This window comes from Pedobacter hiemivivus, from assembly GCF_005144565.1.
GTDB lineage: Bacteria > Bacteroidota > Bacteroidia > Sphingobacteriales > Sphingobacteriaceae > Pedobacter > Pedobacter hiemivivus.
Genome location: NZ_SWDX01000001.1, coordinates 67,255 through 86,084, shown reverse-complemented (window position 1 = coordinate 86,084; position 18,830 = coordinate 67,255). Strand labels below are relative to the sequence as shown.

Here is an 18,830-nt window from a genome sequence, read left to right as displayed (position 1 = left end):
AAATGATTTAACGTGGATTTTGTTCAACACCGGACAAAGTAACCTCCGCCGGCACCTGCCATAATTTCCTATTGTCCTCAGCCTTTAATGTAACCTCCGCACCATCAGCATTAGCATGTACGACAGGCAATTTGTGTCTTAAAATATCCAACCAACGCATTCCTTCATGCACAAATTCAGCCTTTTTCAAATCAAGCAATGCATTAAAAAAGGCTTGTTTCGTGTCCGTTGTAGAGCCAGCGTAAAACGTTTTAATTTTAGTCTCGGTTAAATTTTGCGTAGCAGGAGTATAAGTTGTCACCCTTGTACTGATCAGTGTATTCATATCAGCCAGGGCTTCAGGATATTTCTCCTGAGTGATATAAGCTTCAGCACGATTTAACAAAACCTCTTCGGTAGTTAATAACGGAACCATTACATAGCCCGTACCAGTTGTAGCATTTATGTTTGTGCGCACAAAATGTTCAACAAATTTTAGCACATAATAAAATGTAGAGCTGTTAGAAAATATCTTATAGCTATTTAAAGGAGTACCTACCGGTGCAATTATTCCATTTAACCTATTTTGGCTAACAGAATACACCGGCCTTTTATAATTCCTAGCTAATCTCGAAACAGTTTCAGCTAATAACAAATTACCAGGACTGGAGGCATTGGTATATGCAGCTTCTATTTGAGTAGAGTTGAAGCTTGAATAAGATTTCCATGGCCTCACATTCTCGGCAAAATTGTTTGAAGGAAATGTAAGATTCGCATATTCAATAACCTTTGCTGCATCTTTCTTAAATAAATAATAACGACAAGCAAAAGCATATGCAGCTTTACGTGTAAAGTGATAAGCAGGCACTTTATAGTTATCAACTATTAATGGTATACCTTCCAAAATATCCTTTTCTATCTGTTGATAAACATAGGCTACTGTTTTCCGATCATACTTTTTGAACACTATAGTTTCAGGCTCAGTCACATACGGCACTCCTAAATCTGTTTCAGCAGTTATTGGGTCATAACATTTAGAGAATAGCGTAACCAACATAAAATGCGAATAAGCACGGGCAACGAGTGCTTCGCCCTTTTGTGATGAATAAGCCTGAGGGTCAGAAGCTTTAGCTATAGCAACAAGTGCCTGATTCGCAGCCCCGATAGCCGTATAGCAAGCATTCCAATAATAAGTTGGACTGTCCTGATCTGTGGCCTCCACGTCTTTCCAGAAAAATCCATCTTGATTTACTGGGAAATCGATTCCTGTAGCACTTACAAAAGCAGGAATATCGGACATTGATTCCGCCAATAACACATGATTAGCACGTGGATAAGCTGTAACCAACAGCTCTGATACCTTTGAAGGATTATTTAGTGTAGTTCGCTCATCAGGAGCCTGATCGAGATATTTATTACATCCAGCACTAACGAATGCAAACAATACAAAAAGATATATACTATATTTTTTCATGTTCTTTTATTTAAAATCCAACTTTTAATGACAGGGTAATTTGTCTTGGTATAGGAAGCGCAACACCGCCCGAACCAAAGAACTCAGGATCCTGACCCTTTAGTTTTTTATCGGCATACACCAACCATACATTATTTCCCTGAAGCTTGAGCGACGCATTTTTTACGCCTAAAGCATTACTATACTTTTTAGAAAGGTTATACGCCACAGAAACCTGTTTAAGCCTAACAAAGGACCCGTCAGCCACACGATCACTCGAATAATTATACGCTGAATATGGGTAAGCACCTAAAGTTGTAAGCTCTTTTTTCAACAGATAATCTGCAATAGAAGGGGTATTGGTATAATTCTCATCCAATGGTAAAGTCCAACGGTCCAAAAACTCTCTTGGCAATGCATCATTATCACCATAGCGGCTCTCGAAGACTCTATTGAGTCTTATTTTATTACCTGCCTGGTACGACACGAAGAAGTTAAATGTAAAATCTTTATATCTGAAAGTATTGTTAAAGCCACCGGTATATGGCGGATCAACAGGACCCTCATACTTTAAATATTTAGTATTCGTACTTTGTACATAAACATTATTACTCAAATTACCTTCCTCATCAATAAAAGTCGGCACCCCAGATCCGTCTAGTTTCTGGAAATCAATAGAGTAAAGCCCCCTTACAGCACCACCCTCGGCAGGTCCACCTTCCGAGACAATTAAATCGTAAATTCTTGGTTTACTTTTTAAATTGGTGATTTTATTTTTGTTGTAACCAAACGTAAAATTAGTAGTCCAGCTAAATGTGGAAGTTTTAATCGGGCTGCCCCCTAAGGTAATTTCTATACCATGTGATTTCATATCGGCATAATTGGCTGTTTTTGTCGACTCTCCTCCAATACCGGAAGTGACTACATCACCAATTAAGTCGAATCCATTACGTTTATAGTAATCGAAGGAGAAGTTTAAGCGACTTTGAAGCAAACCAAAATCAACCCCTACGTTGGTTTCATATTGTTTTTCCCAAGTTAGCTCAGAATTTTCCAAACCATCAATTACGATTCGGGTCTCAACTTCCGACAAACGCGGGCGTCTGGTGGTGCTATTTAACAACACGACAGAAGAATTGGTGGCATCACCTAAACTTGCCGTCAACCCATATCCGCCACGAAGTTTTAAATAACTAATCGGATCAACCTTTTTAATAAAATCCTCTTGATCAATATTCCATGCCCCACTAAGTGTCCAGGTTGGTAACCATCTTGCCGTCGCCGAAGCGCCCATACGGTTACCACCGTCATACCTTACGGTACCATTAAAAATGTATTTAGAATCATAGGCATAATTTGCATTTAAGAAAAATGCAGCATAACGATCATAAAATTTATTCCTGCCGTAATAGTTATAGTTACTTTCAAGCAGCATTTTAATGATTCTATAATCTGTAAATGGTGTACCTCCTTTGTCATACTGATAACCATATCCATTGTTATAGCTGTTTTGTCGGTCAGCAAATTTAGTTTGTTGGCCTATAAATGCGCCAACGTCATGCTTCCCAAACTTCTGTTTCCAATCTAACTGATTTCTGATGTCATAACTCATCAGGTTGTCATCATTTCTATTGTAAAAACCTCCCTGTGGTAAAACACTTACCTTGTCTATTACTTCAGGGTGATCTGGGTCATCATACAAGAACCTATTTGCATTGGCAATAGAAGAGTTAGGCATATACCGATAAGCATTGGCCATATTTGAGTACTCTGTAATTTTATGCTCTCGGGTACTTTTCACATAACGCATCGCGCCAACCGATTTAAACTCGAAGTTTTTAATGAACTTATAATTCAGTTCACCCTGTAATTTAAGGTCCATCATATCCAGGTCGATATAATTGTTATCCAACTCTTCGATGATGTTAAACGGTGCATAATTATTGATAAAATATTCCAGATTCCCATTTTCATCATACGCTCTCATCGTTCTGCTTGTATTTAAGGCGTAGCTAAAAGGATTGATATCGAATTCACGTGTATACTTTCCCTCTACTACATTACTGGTACGACCGAGCGTTCCAGGCGCTTTTTGTATTCTTAAAGCACCTGTTCCTAATATTCCAACAGATAATTTTGGAGATAGGTTATAATTACCTCTTAAATTCATGGTATATCTTTTGGCCTCATCTGCCAGTGTCCATCCATTATCATCGTAATAGCCTACTGAAAAATAATGTTGCGATTTTTCAGAGCCTGATGAAATGCTTAGGGAATGTTCCTGTACAAAAGAATTTTTAAAGAGTAAATCAAACCAATCTGTATTGGCCGTAGCGTACTTTTTTAAAAATGAGGCCCGGCCTTCTGCTGTATTCACAACTCCGAATTTACCTGTGCTAGCATCAAATGCATTAATCTGCTGGTACATTTTGGCAAACACTCCACCTTTTTCACCGTTAACGATATTAGGGCCTAATCCTCCTTTTCTATAGATCTCAGCGTATACAGACATTTCATCTGCAGAATTCATAATATTGAAAGTACTGTAGTTTGGTTTCAGAAAGGAGGAAAAATTACCACTGTAGTTAACAGCAGTATTTCCTGCCTTACCTTTTTTGGTGGTAATAACCACAACCCCATTCATGGCTCTTGCACCATATAATGCTGTTGCCGATGCATCCTTCAAAATATTGAAACTTTCAATATCATCGGCGTTGATACCCGCTACAGATGAACCCAATAACGTAGTTGCATCTCCACTGGATAGCTGGTCATTTGAAATATTAACTACATCTTCCAAAACCACCCCATCAATAACCCACAATGGCTTATTTTCTCCGGATATGGAAGTAGCCCCACGAACACGGATTTTTGGAGCAGTACCAAATGTACCTGATACATTTTGCACCGACACTCCGGCTACCTTACCTTCCAGCATCCGACTAATGTCTACCGCACCATCCTGTTTCACATCAGCCCCACTAATGGTTACGGCCGATCCTGTAAATAGCTTTTTATTGATATTTTGGAAACCTGTAACCACCACTTCCGACAAAGCTTTATTATCCTGTTTAAGCTTTATATTAAGTGTTGTTTTTCCATTCGTAGGGACTTCCTGCGTGAGGTAGCCAATCATAGTCACAACAAGCACTTCTCCGTCGCTCACTCTTATAGAGAACTCTCCATTAGTATTTGTTGAGGTAGATTTGGTTGAGCCTTTAACTTTAATGGATACTCCGGGTAGTGGCTGCCCATCTTCATCGGCCACAATTTTACCGTTAATCAGCCTATCGGGGGCTGCATCTTTCACTTTAACAATGATGTTCGTCTCTTCTATTGAAAAGGAAAGCCTTTTCAGGCTAAACACATCTTTCAATACATCTGAAACATCTTTATTTTTTACCTGGACATTAACTGTCCCTGCGCGTTCAATTACTTCATTATTATAAATGAAATAATAACCGGTTTGCCGGCGTATTTCTTTAAATAGTTCTTTTAAACTGGCATCGTTCTTAGAAATAGTAACTTTCTGGGCAAAGCTTGATGCTGTTGCCTGAAAGGTAAGGGCCAGAATAATAATTGCGGTTAACTTCATCATAAGGATGAGCTTTTTTATACCAATGACTGTCCTTTTTCGTTTTAATACGGAAAAGAAATGAGCAATAACGCTCGTTATTGAATGTGAATAATCATTCATATATTTGAAATATAGGGTTAGCAGTTTGGTTGATTGATACGATTAAATAAGGGTAACCCTATAAACCTGCCGCCAAGCAGGATTTCTGACCTTTCCGGGGCGCAATCCGGAAAGGTTATTTTAGGTTAACCTTTTACGTTTAAAGTAAGTAGTTATCTAGTCATGAGTACCTCCTTTTGCTTTTTTAACAATAATTTGCTTATCGCCGATCTCAAAATCTATCCCCCCGGTTTCTTCTATCAGCGCTAATATTTTCGAGACATTATTACTTCTTGAAATCATCCCTGTGATGTATAAATCAGGTTTCACACCCTGATAAACAACATCCACACTATACCATCTTTTAATTTGTCGCATGACTTGCTCCAAAGGAGTATTGTCAAATTGAAACAAACCATTTTTCCAATTCGTCACTTCATCAATGTCAACATTTCTCAAAGAGATTTGTGTTGAGCCAACCTTAACTGAAGCCTGTTGCCCAGGTATTAGTGTCCGCGAATTGTTGCCTAAATCTACGCGAACTGATCCTTCAGCCAGAGCAACTTGGGTTTGTCCCTCTTCAGCATACGACATGATATTGAAATGCGTACCTAAAACCTCTACTTCCGCAGCACCAGCTTTAACTTTAAATGGATGTTGTTTATCCTTAGCCACCTCAAAGTAGGCTTCCCCCACCAATGTTACATTTCTTTCCTCTCCCGAAAAAGCGGAAGGATAGGATATAGACGATTCTGCATTGAGCCACACTTTACTACGATCAGGCAAAATGAGCATATACTGACCCCCACTTGGCGTGGTTAAGGTGTTGATATGATTTTTAGCGAGCGTTTCATCACCATCAGATTTAGCTGCATCATACAACAACATTCCATCTGCGGTTTTGCTGATCTTTGTTCCATCCTCATTGGCCAATATGCCAGTACTATGACCATCAAGCACAATTTCAGTTCCATCAGCTAGTTTCAACACAGCTTTATTACCCCCAGGTGCAATATCTTTTTTAACACTAGCGGTTGATGTTTTCTGCTTTTTTTGCTGTTGGTTAGCCCAGATTAAAACCCCAACAGACAGCATCACAACTATTGCCGCAGCAATAGGCATCCATACCGACCATAATGATCTTACCTTTCTTTTTTCCTTATCCTCTACAATAGAACTAAACATCTCGTCCCAGTTTATCTCACGAGCTTCTACCCCAGGGACTAGTGTCTTGTAATTTTCATCCATTACCATCTCCAGACGCTCCCGGTATTCAGGCAAGTCTATATAGGAGAACAACTCCTTAAGCTCTTCAAGGCTGCAAGATTTATCTAAGTATCTATTTAGCAGGTTTTCAAACTGCTCGTTTGTTCTTTCCATCAAAAATGTACGACCACTGTTGGTGTGGATATATACTTATAGATACATGGAATCGAAAGAAGGACCGTTTAAATTGAATTATTTTAAAAAAAAAAGATAAAACACCCCTAGAAAGATAATAATCAACGAATTGCGAGATAGAAATACTTTTATAAATTGTAAAGTCTCCACCATAATATTTTTCACTCTACTTTTGGAGAGGCCTATTTCAAGAGCAATATTTTCATGGCTCATACCCTGTTCACGGCACATTTTAAAAACCTTTTGTTTTTGCTCAGATAACATAGAAAGTGCCTGATTGATTAAGGCCTGACTTTCTTTTAATTGTAAGGCCTCTTCTGTAGGATTAACTTCTTCCTGCATATTCGCCCAAACAACTTTCATCATCTTTTCATCTCTGGCAACATTACTCAGATAACGCAAAGTTCTATTCCGAACTACAGTATAAATATAATTACGAGGATGTTCAACAGTCGTCAGGCTATTCCTGTTTTGCCATAAACCCAAAAAAGTATCTTGTACAATTTCCTCGGCATCAGCTTTAGAATGGATAAAATTTACAACGAAAGTAAAGGTTCGGGCTTTATAGTTATCAAAAATCGATTTAAAAGCAGCCTCATCCCCCATCGCAATCTGCTGGAGCAATAGCTTTTCACCTGCCAAATCATATATACCCCCCTGAGCTGCCATATTTGCTCTTATCCGTAAATAAGATAAGGATGCAATATAACAATATTTTAAAAAAATAAACTAATTGGCTAATTCCCCTGTAATCCACCAACTCCGCCACCACCACCGTTACCGCCGCCCTGTTGTTGTTCTTCTTTCTTTACATCATCATTATTAACCTTCTTCTTTTTAGCATCAAAGTTCATCTTACCAAACTTATAGCTAAAGTTTATCCCAAAAGAACGCAAAGGGTAATGAATATCGCTACGCTGAAACGAATTGGCCGTAGTGTTTGTAGTTTTAATGTTCAAATCCCGGTTAAAAGGATTCAAAACATTTACACCAATGGTTGCTTTTTTCTTTAAAATCTCCTTTTTCACCGCAGCACCATAAAAATACATCATATCAGTCTTCCCCTGAAAGGTACGTTTTGGTGCATTAATCACACCCCAAAGCTCAGTAGTCCAACCCTTAGGCAAAGCATAGGCCGAACGCGCAAAAGCAGTATAATTCAAAAATGTCCCTGTACTTACATCTTTGTCACGACTATTAACCTCATAAGTATTTAAGCCCAGATTGGCCATTAAAGTCCATTTAGGTTTTGGGTTATAGGAACCGAAAACATTAAAACCGTAGGACTGGCTAGTTCCCACATTGATATAAGTAGTCAGGTTTTTCCCCACACCATTATCAACTATTGGCCGTATAAAACTCTCAATCACATCCTGAGTATTTTTGTAAAACACCGAGGCTGTAATTACCGATCCCTTAATAAAGGTAGAATAGCCTAGTTCTATATTATCCGTCAACTCCGGAGCTAACTTTGGGTTACCCTCCATTGGGTTAAACACATCACTTTCATTTCTGAAAGGATTTAAATAGAATAAGCTTGGGCGTTGTACCCTGCGGTTATAACTCAGCTTAAGAGTAGTCATTCCTTTTAAAGTCTTCGAAATCACCATGCTCGGAAACAGGTTAAAATAATCGTTATCAAAATCTAAAGTATGACCAGCCAAGCCATCTATTTTAGTATACTCGGCCCTTAAGCCAGCCTTAACTGTTATCTTTTTAGTCAATTTAAAACCGATCACACCATAGGCTGCCGCTACATTTTGGTCATAATCAAAATCCTGTTGCGCCTGATCATAATCACTTATAATATTCCTGAAGATTCCCTTTACACCAGTTTCAAAAACTGTTGTTTTACTAAATGGATATACATAATCACTTTGTACCGTGTACTCATTATTTTTACCTGTATTATGTCCTAAAACGATCAGATCAGGGATACCCGCACTAATAAATCTATTACTAAAATCGCTACCATTACGTCCGGCAGATAATTGCGCAGAAACACTAAATTCCTCACCATCCCGTTTAGTGGTTTTTCTATAATCCACATTCCAATCCAGGTTATTAAAACTCATGTCCATATCCCTGATATTGGTAGAGACCATATTGTTCCTGGTGATTACTGAACTGCCTGGCCCACCATTAGAAAAGCGATTCATTTTGGCAGTTGTACTGATGTTATTGTACCCATTGAAATCGTAATCCAGCCCCAAACTTCCGTTATACCCTACCCTAGACCACTTAGAATAACCATCTTGCAATGTCGTATTTGTGACGCCCTCAACTGTTGCGCTGTTAAAAATAACGACTTTGGAATTTTGTGGATAAGCTTGATTTAGGCCTAAACTTCCGTTTACCGCTAAGCGACCCGTTTTAACATTTAAGTTAAAAGAACCATTATTTGAGCGCGTACCGGCTGTTGCACTTACATTCCCACTCGTCCCCTCAGCCGTTTTCTTCTTGGTAATGATGTTTATAATCCCACCAGATCCCTCAGCATCATATTTGGCAGAAGGACTAGTGATTACTTCAACACTTTTAATCTGCTCTGCCGGAATCATTTTCAAAGCATCGGCAACACTATTTGCCATTGTTCCAGATGGCTTTCCATTAATCAAAACCCTAACCGAGCTACCGCGTAACTGAACATTCCCATTGATATCTACCGAAAGCATCGGCACCTTACGCATCACATCAGTAGCATCACCACCAGCATTTGTAATGTCCTGTTCTGCATTGTAAACCAGTTTATCAATCTTATTCTCGATCAGCGCTGCTTGCCCCGTAATTTCTACCTCCTTTAAATTACCTGCTGTAGGGCTAATGTAAATTACACCCACATTTTGATCCGGTTTCCCAGCGGTAGTTTTAACCAATATGGTTTTAGTCTTATACCCCATAAAACCAATAGTTAGCTTATAATCATCTGGGACTACATTTTGCAGTACTACCTTCCCCTTATCATCCGTTAAACCTCCATTAACCGATTTATTGTCCTTTGCATTAAACAGGGAAATACTCGCATAATCGATAGGCTTTTTAGTAAGGGAATCAAGGATTACCGCAGTAACCCGACCTGTTACCGTTGGCTTAGTTGCCCCACCAAAAGAAAACTGGGCATTTGCGCTAAAAATTGGTACAGCTACGACAAACAAAAAGGCGAGATATTTTAGATAAGATTTCATACCTCAATTAGTAGCAATAGGATTGAAATTGTTACATAATCCTATAAAATATATCCACAATGTTTTGGCCTATGTTATAATTATTTAACACAGCCCTTATAAGGTAAAAAATCCAGGCTTTTACATAGCATTTTAAATCGCCAGTAGCCCTTTACACGCAAGTGCCCTTTATCTGTAAAAAAAGCACAGGAGCTCCATTCCTTACCACTCAGCGAATCATAGATGACCCCCTGCTCCCAACTATTTGATTCCTCTATAAACTTAAGTTGCTTTAATACTTCCATTCCCAGAAGCTTCCGGCTTCTCAATGTAGGGTTAGGATTTCTAAAATCCGTCCTACTATCAATAGGTTCAGTCAAATTATCTTCATCACTAAACCATAACACTTTTGCTTTAAATTCAACTCCGGACTTATAAATTTCGACGATGAGATTTTTCTTTTCGGTGATCCATTTACCAATAATCCTATCTGGAAGATAATTAACCGAAGACTCTTTGAATACGGCCTGACTAGCATAGCCACTAGCGGTACTTTTTTGTGCGTAAATTGGGTTGACAGCTAACATAACCAACAAGGTTATTGATACCTGCCGAAGCAGTAAGGAGCCGTACATAGTTAATAATATTGGTGCTACTCTAAATCTATGCAGAAATTTCGGTTTCTTTCTGTATTACCCAATGATTTTTTATTTTAATACGTCCTGCCTCTTTAGAATATCTCTATATCCTTCGGGAAGCCTTGCTTAGGGTTAGGACCGATCAAGGTGTATCTTAGGCACCTCATAGGAGTCTGGTAGGACTAATAGTCCTTTAAGAGCCCTATGAGATACCTTTAAAGCTCCTTCTATGGTGCAACCCTATCCGAAGCGTTATCGAAGCTTATACAAAGCGCCCCCTAAAGCGCATTGATTTATCAACCAAAATGTTGTATTTTATTTCAATAATTTTCTACAAAAACATTACAATAATCTTACAGAAGAATGTAGTTCTCTAAACTTACATTGATTAAATTACAGTAGATTTTAAACTAACCAGTACCACCTAAAATAGATAGCCAATGAAATAAAGAAACAACAATAACAGATCATACTTCTTAAATGAGGTATTAATTAAGAGTCTCGACTTAAAAAATCTCACAATATTGCCGACGAGACAATAGATTAATGCCCATGACAAATATTGTTGTACTTTTGAAAGTGCACTATAGCGTTATGGGCTCTATTGTAAATCCGTTTGGCTAGGTCGTGAGAAACCTTTAAGTGCGGTATATAGAGCTCGCTATAGTACACTTTTCGTTTTATCCGATAAAACCCACCAGAGCTTTCTATAAATCCCCAAGAGACTCATTTTTTTGAAACTTAAAATGAGCATATGTATACACCCGACCAATTTTTACACAAAAGACCATCAGGAACCAAAGCTGAGCTTAACGCGTTCGTGAAAACTACATTAAAAGATTTTTTTGATATCTATCCACTTGATGATAGTCTTGAATATCTCTGGAGAATGATCCAACAAAGTTTTTATACCAAGAGCCGCCGCATATTACCTAATGCAGAACGTGCTAATCTGATCGCTTATTACGAATACCTTCATACGCTGATTCTGGCAGCTAACATCGTTAATGATGAATTAAAAAAGCCAACCTAATTGGTTTAGTTGTTTCGCCTAGGTTCGTTGATTTAAATCGATGAACCTGGATATAATATTTGCCAAAGCTATACTAAAAAGAAAAACTAATCTTTTAAAACTTAAAAAACCAGAACCGTTTAAGGAAAGTTGCTTTATAGTTAACCGTACTGATGCCCGTATAAACCCGGACATTACCCGGACGTTACTCGGACATTACTCGGACACTACCCGGGTGGAGCCGAGTAGTGTCCGGTTAATATCCGTTAATACACCGTAAATTAAGTTGCCTTAGAATAGAACCAGAACGAAACACAACGGGATTATTAAATTTGGCCTGGGCTCATTTCTCTACCACTTTACGCGATTTTATTTTGACAAATCACGATCAGACTGCGTTTTCAATCAAATTCCAGCTCGATAAGATTTATCATGAATTATCTCGGGAGGTTTGCTTAAATAATCAGAGGAAATGAGCGAAGAAACAGACAGCAAGACCGATCCAGTAAACAAAAAAGAAATTACACGCTTTATTGATCCTTATTCTGACTTTGGATTTAAACACATTTTTGGTAAAGCACCCAATAAGAATCTGCTAATCAGCTTCATCAATCAGGTGCTAAAAGGAAGGAAAGTAATTGTTGATATTCAGTATAATAATATCGAGTTTAAAGGTTCCGGCATCGATTATAGGAAGACTGTATTGGATTTACACTGTACTGGCGATAAGGGGGAGAAATTTATGGTCGAAATGCAGAAAGCAAAACCTAAAAACTTTAAAGACCGAAGTATTTTTTATACAGCAAATCTGATTCAGGAGCAGGGCATCGGTGTAGCTGCAAATTGGGGTTATGAGATGCCTGAAATATTCTTTATAGGGATCATGAATTTTAATTTCGATGATAGTCATCCAGATCATTTTATACATGATATTAGGCTAATGGACAACAATACGCACCAGGAATTTTATTCAAAGTTGTCGTACACTTTTATAGAAATGCCTAAATTTAAAAAACTGGAAACAGAGTTGGAAAGTAAACTGGATGAGTGGCTTTACATCTTAAATAACCTGGAAAAATTATCTGAAATACCGCTATCTTTGGTAGGCAACACAGAATACGAAAAAGTATTTGAGCTTGCTGAACTTGGCAATTTAACGCGAGAAGAAATGTGCGAATACAATCAAAGATTAAAAATAGAACGTGATTACTTTAGCGTGATGGAGTATGCGAAAGAAGAAGCACAAAAAATCGGGCTTAAAATGGGACTTGAAGAAGGACGTGAAGAAGGGATTGAAATAGGACTTGAAGAAGGACTTGAAAAGGGGCGTAAAGAAGTGGCCATCAAATTAAAAAATGAAAATATTTCATTAAGTATCATATCAAAAACCACTGGATTCACTATAGAAGAAATAGCCACTTTATAACCAAATAATTGTGTGGAATTTTACGAAAAAAGCTCCTAGTTTTCACTAGAAGCTTTTCACAAGAAGTATTATTTTATATTACAATATTCACAATTCTACCCTTCACAACAATCACCTTTTTCGGTGTCTTGCCTTCCAGGTACTTCTGTACATCTTCGTTAGCTAGTACCGTTTCTTCAATCTCCTTAACCTCTAAAGTAAGGCTTAGATTCAAATTCAAACGCGTTTTACCGTTTATTGAAACTGGGTAACTAAACTCATCCTCTACCAGATGCGCTGGATTAAAAGTTGGATAAGCAGTATATGATAAGCTACCTTCTTCATGACCTAATTGTACCCAAAGCTCCTCACAAATATGCGGAGCATAAGGAGAAAGTACAATAACAAGATCCTCCAATACCTGACGGTTTTTACATTTCAGATCAGTTAGCTCATTTACAGCAATCATAAAGCTCGAAACAGAAGTATTGAACGAGAAACGTTCCACATCATCCTGTACTTTTTTGATGATCTTATGCAAAGCCTTTAATTCGGCTTTAGTAGGTACAGAATCCGTTACATGGAATGTCCAGTTTTCATTGTGGAACAAACGCCAGAACTTACGCAAGAATTTAAACACACCTTCAATACCATTGGTATTCCAAGGTTTGCTCTGCTCTAACGGGCCTAAAAACATTTCGTACATACGTAAAGTATCGGCACCGTAGCTTTCGATCAAAACATCAGGATTAACTACGTTGAATTTAGATTTAGACATCTTTTCAACTTCTATACCACAGATGTATTTACCGTTTTCCAGAATAAACTCAGCATTGGCAAACTCAGGTCTGAACAACTTAAATTTCTCGATATCTAAAACCTCATTGTCAACAATATTTACATCAACATGCAATGCCGAAGTTTTATAGTCTTTTCTTAAACCATAAGAAACCAGAGTATTTGTACCTCTTCCCTCTTCATCAACCACGCGGTACACAAAATTACTTCGGCCTTGGATCATCCCTTGATTGATCAGCTTTTTGAAAGGCTCTTCTTCCTTCACATGTCCCATATCTTTCAGGAACTTGTTCCAGAAACGACTATACAAAAGGTGACCTGTAGCATGTTCTGACCCACCAATGTACAAATCCACATCTTTCCAGTATTCTATAGCTTCTTCACTTGCAAAGTCCGAGAAGTTATCGGAATCCATATAGCGGTACCAGTACCAGCTAGAGCCTGCCCATCCTGGCATGGTGCTCAATTCGTATGCATGATCATGATTATAGCTCCAGCCTTCGGCCCTACCCAGTGGTGGTTCACCCGTTTCAGTCGGTAAATACTTGTCAATTTCTGGCAATCTTAAAGGCAGTTCAGACTCTTTAATCAAATAAGGTACACCAAAATCAAAATACACAGGGATTGGCTCTCCCCAATAGCGCTGGCGACCAAAAATAGCATCACGCATTCGGTAATTGATCTTAGCCTTACCAACTTCTTTTTCTTCCAGCCATGCATTTAAAGTTGCAGTAGCCTCAGTATAGTTCATTCCATTAATAAAACCGGAATTGATATATTTTCCTTCTTTGGTTGCGTCAGCCTGATGTTCGAGGTCTTGCTGAGCATCCAGAATTTGTACAATTGGCAAGTTAAAATGGGTAGCAAACAACCAATCGCGTTGATCGCCACTTGGCACACCCATTACGGCTCCTGTACCATAACCGGCCAATACGTAATCCGCTATCCAAAGTTGGATACGCTCGCCACTCACCGGGTTAACCACATAGCTTCCTGTAAAAGCACCTGATACCGTTTTAGTATCCGCCATACGATCAAGCTCTGATTTTTTCTTGGTTTGAGCAATATAATTATTGATGTCGTTTTGTTGTGCAGCTGTCGTTAATTGAGCAACTAACTCATGCTCTGGCGCAAGCACCAGGTAAGAAACGCCAAATATGGTATCCACACGTGTGGTAAAAACTTCAATATAATCGTCTTTGAGCGCTGAGATTTGAGATTCAAGCTCTGCCGATTTCTCAATAGTAAACCTTACACTTGCCCCAACACTTTTACCAATCCAGTTGCGTTGCATTTCTTTAACGGGTTCTGGCCAGTCGATCGTATTCAATCCCTGCAGCAAGCGCTCAGCATAGGCAGAAATACGCATACTCCATTGCATCATTTTTTTCTGCTCAACTGGGTGACCACCACGTTCCGAGAAACCGTCTTTTATTTCATCATTAGCTAGAACAGTACCTAAAGCCGCACACCAGTTTACAGTGCTTTCTTTTAAATAAGTTAACCGGTATTTTAGAAGCTCCTGTTGTTTTTCACGAGGAGTCATAGTTGCCCAGTCACTCGGCATAAAGTTTTTTACATCTTCATCGCAAACGGCTTTAACATCAGCACTACCCGATCCATTGAATTTTTCGATCAGTGTAGTAATATCTTCTGCACGGTCAGTTTCAAGGTTATACCATGAATTAAACAATTGCATAAAGATCCACTGTGTCCATTTATAGTAGGTCGGGTCACTTGTACGAATCTCTCTACTCCAATCAAAAGAGAAGCCGATTGCGTCCAATTGCTTACGATAAGTATTGATATTAGCCTCAGTAGTTATAGCTGGGTGTTGTCCAGTTTGGATGGCATACTGCTCTGCCGGTAAACCGAAAGAATCATATCCCATTGGATGCAACACATTAAAGCCCTTTAGTCTTTTATACCTCGAGAATATATCAGAAGCAATATAGCCTAGTGGATGACCAACATGTAACCCAGCTCCTGAGGGATATGGAAACATATCGAGCACATAATATTTAGGTTTAGCAGAATCAGTTTCTGCCTTAAACGTTTGATTCTGAGCCCAGAATTTTTGCCACTTTTGCTCTATTTCTTTAAATTGGTAATCCATTAATGCTATTCCTTTTATAGCGCGAAAATAAAGAAATAAAGGTAGTTAGCGAAACGCTTTTACAAAATAGCCTTTTAGTTAGGTTTTGCTAAAATAGGAATACTTGATTTTACCAAATAAGAAGTGTCGTGGATCCTTATTTTCGGTTGCATTGTAAATGCTATGTCGGCCCGAAATAAAGTAAGCAACGAGGCAAGCTATAGTTACATATATTCCACATGAAATACCAAACAGTTCCATAGCCATTACGCAGCAAGCCAACGGAGTTTTGGCCGCACCAGCAAAGACGGCAACAAAGCCCATTCCGGCCAATAAGCCAACGGGAAGCGGGAGAAAAAGCGACAACATACTTCCTAAGGTTGCCCCGATAAAAAAAAGCGGAGTAACTTCACCTCCTTTAAAACCTGCGCCAAGGGTAATTGCTGTAAATAATATTTTAAGCGCAAAATCCTGAGTTTGCGAAGCTGAATTAAAGGACTCCAAAATGGTCGGGATTCCCAGTCCGGCATACTTATAGGTTCCGGGTATTAAAAACAGTAAGGTTACAATAACGCCACCTATCAATGGTCGTAAAGGAGCATAACTAATTTTCTTAAACAAATACGATAAACCATCAGTTAGCCTTACAAACAAAATTGCAGCTACTCCAAATGCTACTCCGGCCAATCCGCTATACATCAAAGTTTTTAAAGAGAGTGGCTCAATATAACTGATATGATAATGTGTATGCCCCACTTCCCATAACTCGGTTACATAGGCCCCGATAAAGGCGGTCGCGACAGCTGGAAATATAGCTTTCAACGGGATTTTGGCCAGCAAAAGAACTTCCATTCCAAAGATAATCCCCGCCAAAGGAGTACCAAAAACTGAGGCAAAGCCTGCACTTAAGCCCGCAATCAGCAATATCCCCCGATCTTGGGCATTGAGTTTAAATGGCTGATGCAATTGATCTGCAGTAGCCGCAGCCATTTGCAAAGCGGTACCTTCCCTACCTGCTGATCCACCGAACAAATGCGTAACGAGAGTTCCGGTAAGTACTAAAGGCACCATTTTAAATGGGATAACATCCTTAGGATTATGTACCGTATCAAATACAAGGTTATTGCCCCGCTCTACCTCTTTTCCGCTAAGATGGTACAAGAGCCCAATCACAAAACCCGCAAAAGGTAAAAAGTATAGTAACCAGGTATGCTGATCTCTGAAAGAAGTGACAAGATTTAGAGTCGTTAAAAAAAATGCAGATAAGGTTCCTGCAGCCAGGCCAATGATAAGGATTAAACACACCCATTTTAAAATACTACGGAAAACGAATACAGGCCTTGTTTGCTTAATCATGTTATGCCTGCTGATCATTTTAGGATTCAGGCCTAAGGCAAATATAAAGGATTTTAAAGTTTACAAAAAAGGGCTGCCTGAAATACTCCAAACAGCCCCGAAGGTTTCATTATGTAAAATCTTCTACCTGGTTAGGTAATATTTTTCCGTGGTCTGCGGTGTAGCCCCTTCTACATTTGCAGTGAATTCGAGTTTATTGGCAGTACCGGTAGTAATCTGTGCAACCCGCAATTTACCGTTATAGGTGATGTTGATATGCTCACCAACCAGAACATAATAAATACCTGTGGTGTTAATCCCATTAAAACTGATCACCACTTCATTAGCTTCATTGTTACGAAATTCAAAATAATCTGTCGGCCCACCCGTATAAGTGACCGTTGTGGAGCCCGCAACAGTAGTTTCCACTTTGGCAACCTGCCAACGGCCTACTACATTATCTCTAAGTTTGGTTCCTTCATCTTTCTTGCAACTGGTTATGCTTGCAATAATCAATAATAGAGCGACGGCGAAAGTAATTTGTTTTTTCATTTGGTAAATGATTTTAAAGGTTTTTAATAGGAATTTTATAATGATAATAACGCAGAAAAGTTTGCTTTGGTACAAGAATGTTACACAAGGAGGGTTTTATTGCTAATAAACGAGCAGCGATCCATGGAAAAGAAAATATATTCTAATTAAAATACGTTCTAGCTTTGTACATTAGTTACTTATATTTTTTATTTTCGCAGAACATAAATACAATTACATGGAAGAATTTGAAGTGAGTGATGCTTCTAAGAAGACAAAAACCATATATATATCTACAATATTCAGTATTGCCCTTGTTTTATTGATGTTGGGTATGCTTGGATTAATACTAGTACATGCCAAGAACCTTTCTAATTACGTAAAAGAGAATATTGTACTCAACATTATTGTAGATGAAGGTGCAAAGGAGACTGAAGTTTTGCAATTTCAGAAAGAACTGAATGCAAATCAATCCATTAAAAGTACGGTATACGTAAATAAAGAAATGGCAGCCAGAAACTTAACCAACGATTTGGGTGAAGATTTTGTAAACTTCCTGGGCTATAACCCACTCCTGTCTACCATTGATGTGTATTTAAAAGCAGATTATGCGAACAATAAAAGCATTGATGCATTAAAAGCAAGCATTGCTAAAAATCCAATCGTAAAAGAAGTCATTTATCAGAGCTCATTAATTGATATGGTAAACAAGAACATCAATACTATTGGTTTAATCATTTTGGGCTTTGCAGTGATATTACTTATCATTTCTGTGGCTTTAATTAACAACACCATTAGACTGGCGATTTATTCACAGCGCTTTTTGATTAAAAGTATGCAATTGGTTGGTGCAACCAGAAACTTTATACGCAAGCCTTTTATTTTGATTGCAGCCTTACACGGTTTAATTGCTGCTTTCATAGCTATTTTAATTTTACTCGGTATCTTGTTCTATGCGCAAAAGGAAATTCCTGAAATGATTATTTTAAGGAACTACACGGAGTTTGGAATTGTACTGGCTAGTCTGATTGGCGTAGGCGTTTTTATAACAGCCATCAGCACTTCATTTGCAGTGAGCAAATATTTAAACTTAAAAATTTACGACCTTTACAGATAATGATCGAGAAAAAATCTTCCCCTGCAACTCAGGGCAGCAAAAGTGAACTTGTTTTCACTAAAAAAAACTATCAGTTGTTATTGATCAGCATTGCGATCGTAGCACTTGGCTTTATCCTGATGATCGGAACGACAGACATTTATGACTTCAGAAAAACCTTACTTGCCCCTATGGTGGTTTTGTTTGGCTTTGGCTTTGGCGTTTATGCCATTTTAAAAAAGTAAGC

Annotated in this window: 13 protein-coding genes; 4 read left to right on the top strand and 9 right to left on the bottom strand. The window is 38.4% G+C overall.

The annotated features are described in order from the left end of the window. Positions 1 to 7: 7 nt before the first annotated feature. The 6 genes from FBD94_RS00355 to FBD94_RS00330 all read right to left on the bottom strand — a co-directional run bounded on the left by FBD94_RS00355 (position 8) and on the right by FBD94_RS00330 (position 10,260). The gene (locus tag FBD94_RS00355) at positions 8 to 1,453 is read right to left on the bottom strand and encodes a RagB/SusD family nutrient uptake outer membrane protein (RefSeq protein WP_136878691.1); all 1,446 of its coding nucleotides are present in this window, start codon (positions 1,451 to 1,453) and stop codon (positions 8 to 10) included. Positions 1,454 to 1,463: 10 nt separating this feature from the next. Then, positions 1,464 to 5,030, bottom strand: a complete 3,567-nt coding sequence (locus FBD94_RS00350; RefSeq protein ID WP_235884325.1) for a SusC/RagA family TonB-linked outer membrane protein — start codon at positions 5,028 to 5,030, stop codon at positions 1,464 to 1,466. A gap of 255 nt (positions 5,031 to 5,285) precedes the next feature. Beyond that, the gene (locus FBD94_RS00345) at positions 5,286 to 6,488 is read right to left on the bottom strand and encodes a FecR family protein (RefSeq protein ID WP_136878689.1); all 1,203 of its coding nucleotides are present in this window, start codon (positions 6,486 to 6,488) and stop codon (positions 5,286 to 5,288) included. 78 nt (positions 6,489 to 6,566) lie between these two features. Further along, positions 6,567 to 7,151: an RNA polymerase sigma factor gene (locus FBD94_RS00340; RefSeq protein WP_235884324.1), complete on the bottom strand. Its 585-nt coding sequence runs from the start codon at positions 7,149 to 7,151 to the stop codon at positions 6,567 to 6,569. A gap of 95 nt (positions 7,152 to 7,246) precedes the next feature. Next, positions 7,247 to 9,694 carry an outer membrane beta-barrel family protein gene (locus FBD94_RS00335; protein ID WP_136878687.1) on the bottom strand — a complete coding sequence of 816 codons (2,448 nt, stop codon included), beginning with the start codon at positions 9,692 to 9,694 and terminating at the stop codon, positions 7,247 to 7,249. Positions 9,695 to 9,774: 80 nt separating this feature from the next. After that, positions 9,775 to 10,260, bottom strand: a complete 486-nt coding sequence (locus FBD94_RS00330) for a DUF2147 domain-containing protein (protein WP_169472176.1) — start codon at positions 10,258 to 10,260, stop codon at positions 9,775 to 9,777. A gap of 805 nt (positions 10,261 to 11,065) precedes the next feature. Between FBD94_RS00330 and FBD94_RS00325 the strand changes: the two genes are divergently transcribed. Both FBD94_RS00325 and FBD94_RS00320 read left to right on the top strand, forming a co-directional pair. Beyond that, positions 11,066 to 11,344, top strand: coding sequence for a hypothetical protein (locus FBD94_RS00325; protein ID WP_131612969.1), 279 nt, complete (start codon positions 11,066 to 11,068; stop codon positions 11,342 to 11,344). Between the two features lie 451 nt (positions 11,345 to 11,795). Beyond that, a complete protein-coding gene (locus tag FBD94_RS00320) occupies positions 11,796 to 12,749 on the top strand; it encodes an Rpn family recombination-promoting nuclease/putative transposase (RefSeq protein WP_131612970.1) in 954 nt (317 codons plus the stop codon). A gap of 73 nt (positions 12,750 to 12,822) precedes the next feature. On the opposite strand, the gene leuS is transcribed toward FBD94_RS00320, so the two are convergent. The 3 genes from leuS to FBD94_RS00305 form a co-directional block, all read right to left on the bottom strand. Continuing rightward, positions 12,823 to 15,642, bottom strand: a complete 2,820-nt coding sequence (leuS, locus tag FBD94_RS00315; RefSeq protein WP_136878685.1) for a leucine--tRNA ligase — start codon at positions 15,640 to 15,642, stop codon at positions 12,823 to 12,825. Between the two features lie 78 nt (positions 15,643 to 15,720). Beyond that, positions 15,721 to 16,977, bottom strand: a complete 1,257-nt coding sequence (locus FBD94_RS00310; RefSeq protein WP_136878684.1) for a voltage-gated chloride channel family protein — start codon at positions 16,975 to 16,977, stop codon at positions 15,721 to 15,723. Between the two features lie 123 nt (positions 16,978 to 17,100). Continuing rightward, positions 17,101 to 17,508: a hypothetical protein gene (locus FBD94_RS00305; protein WP_131612973.1), complete on the bottom strand. Its 408-nt coding sequence runs from the start codon at positions 17,506 to 17,508 to the stop codon at positions 17,101 to 17,103. A 217-nt stretch (positions 17,509 to 17,725) separates the two neighbouring features. On the opposite strand from FBD94_RS00305, the gene FBD94_RS00300 reads away from it, so the two are divergent. Both FBD94_RS00300 and FBD94_RS00295 read left to right on the top strand, forming a co-directional pair. Then, positions 17,726 to 18,604 (top strand): cell division protein FtsX, encoded by an 879-nt coding sequence (locus FBD94_RS00300; protein ID WP_131612974.1) that lies wholly within the window; start codon positions 17,726 to 17,728, stop codon positions 18,602 to 18,604. Further along, positions 18,604 to 18,828 (top strand): DUF3098 domain-containing protein, encoded by a 225-nt coding sequence (locus FBD94_RS00295; RefSeq protein ID WP_131612975.1) that lies wholly within the window; start codon positions 18,604 to 18,606, stop codon positions 18,826 to 18,828. Before FBD94_RS00300 ends, FBD94_RS00295 begins: the two co-directional genes overlap by 1 nt. Positions 18,829 to 18,830 lie beyond the last annotated feature (2 nt).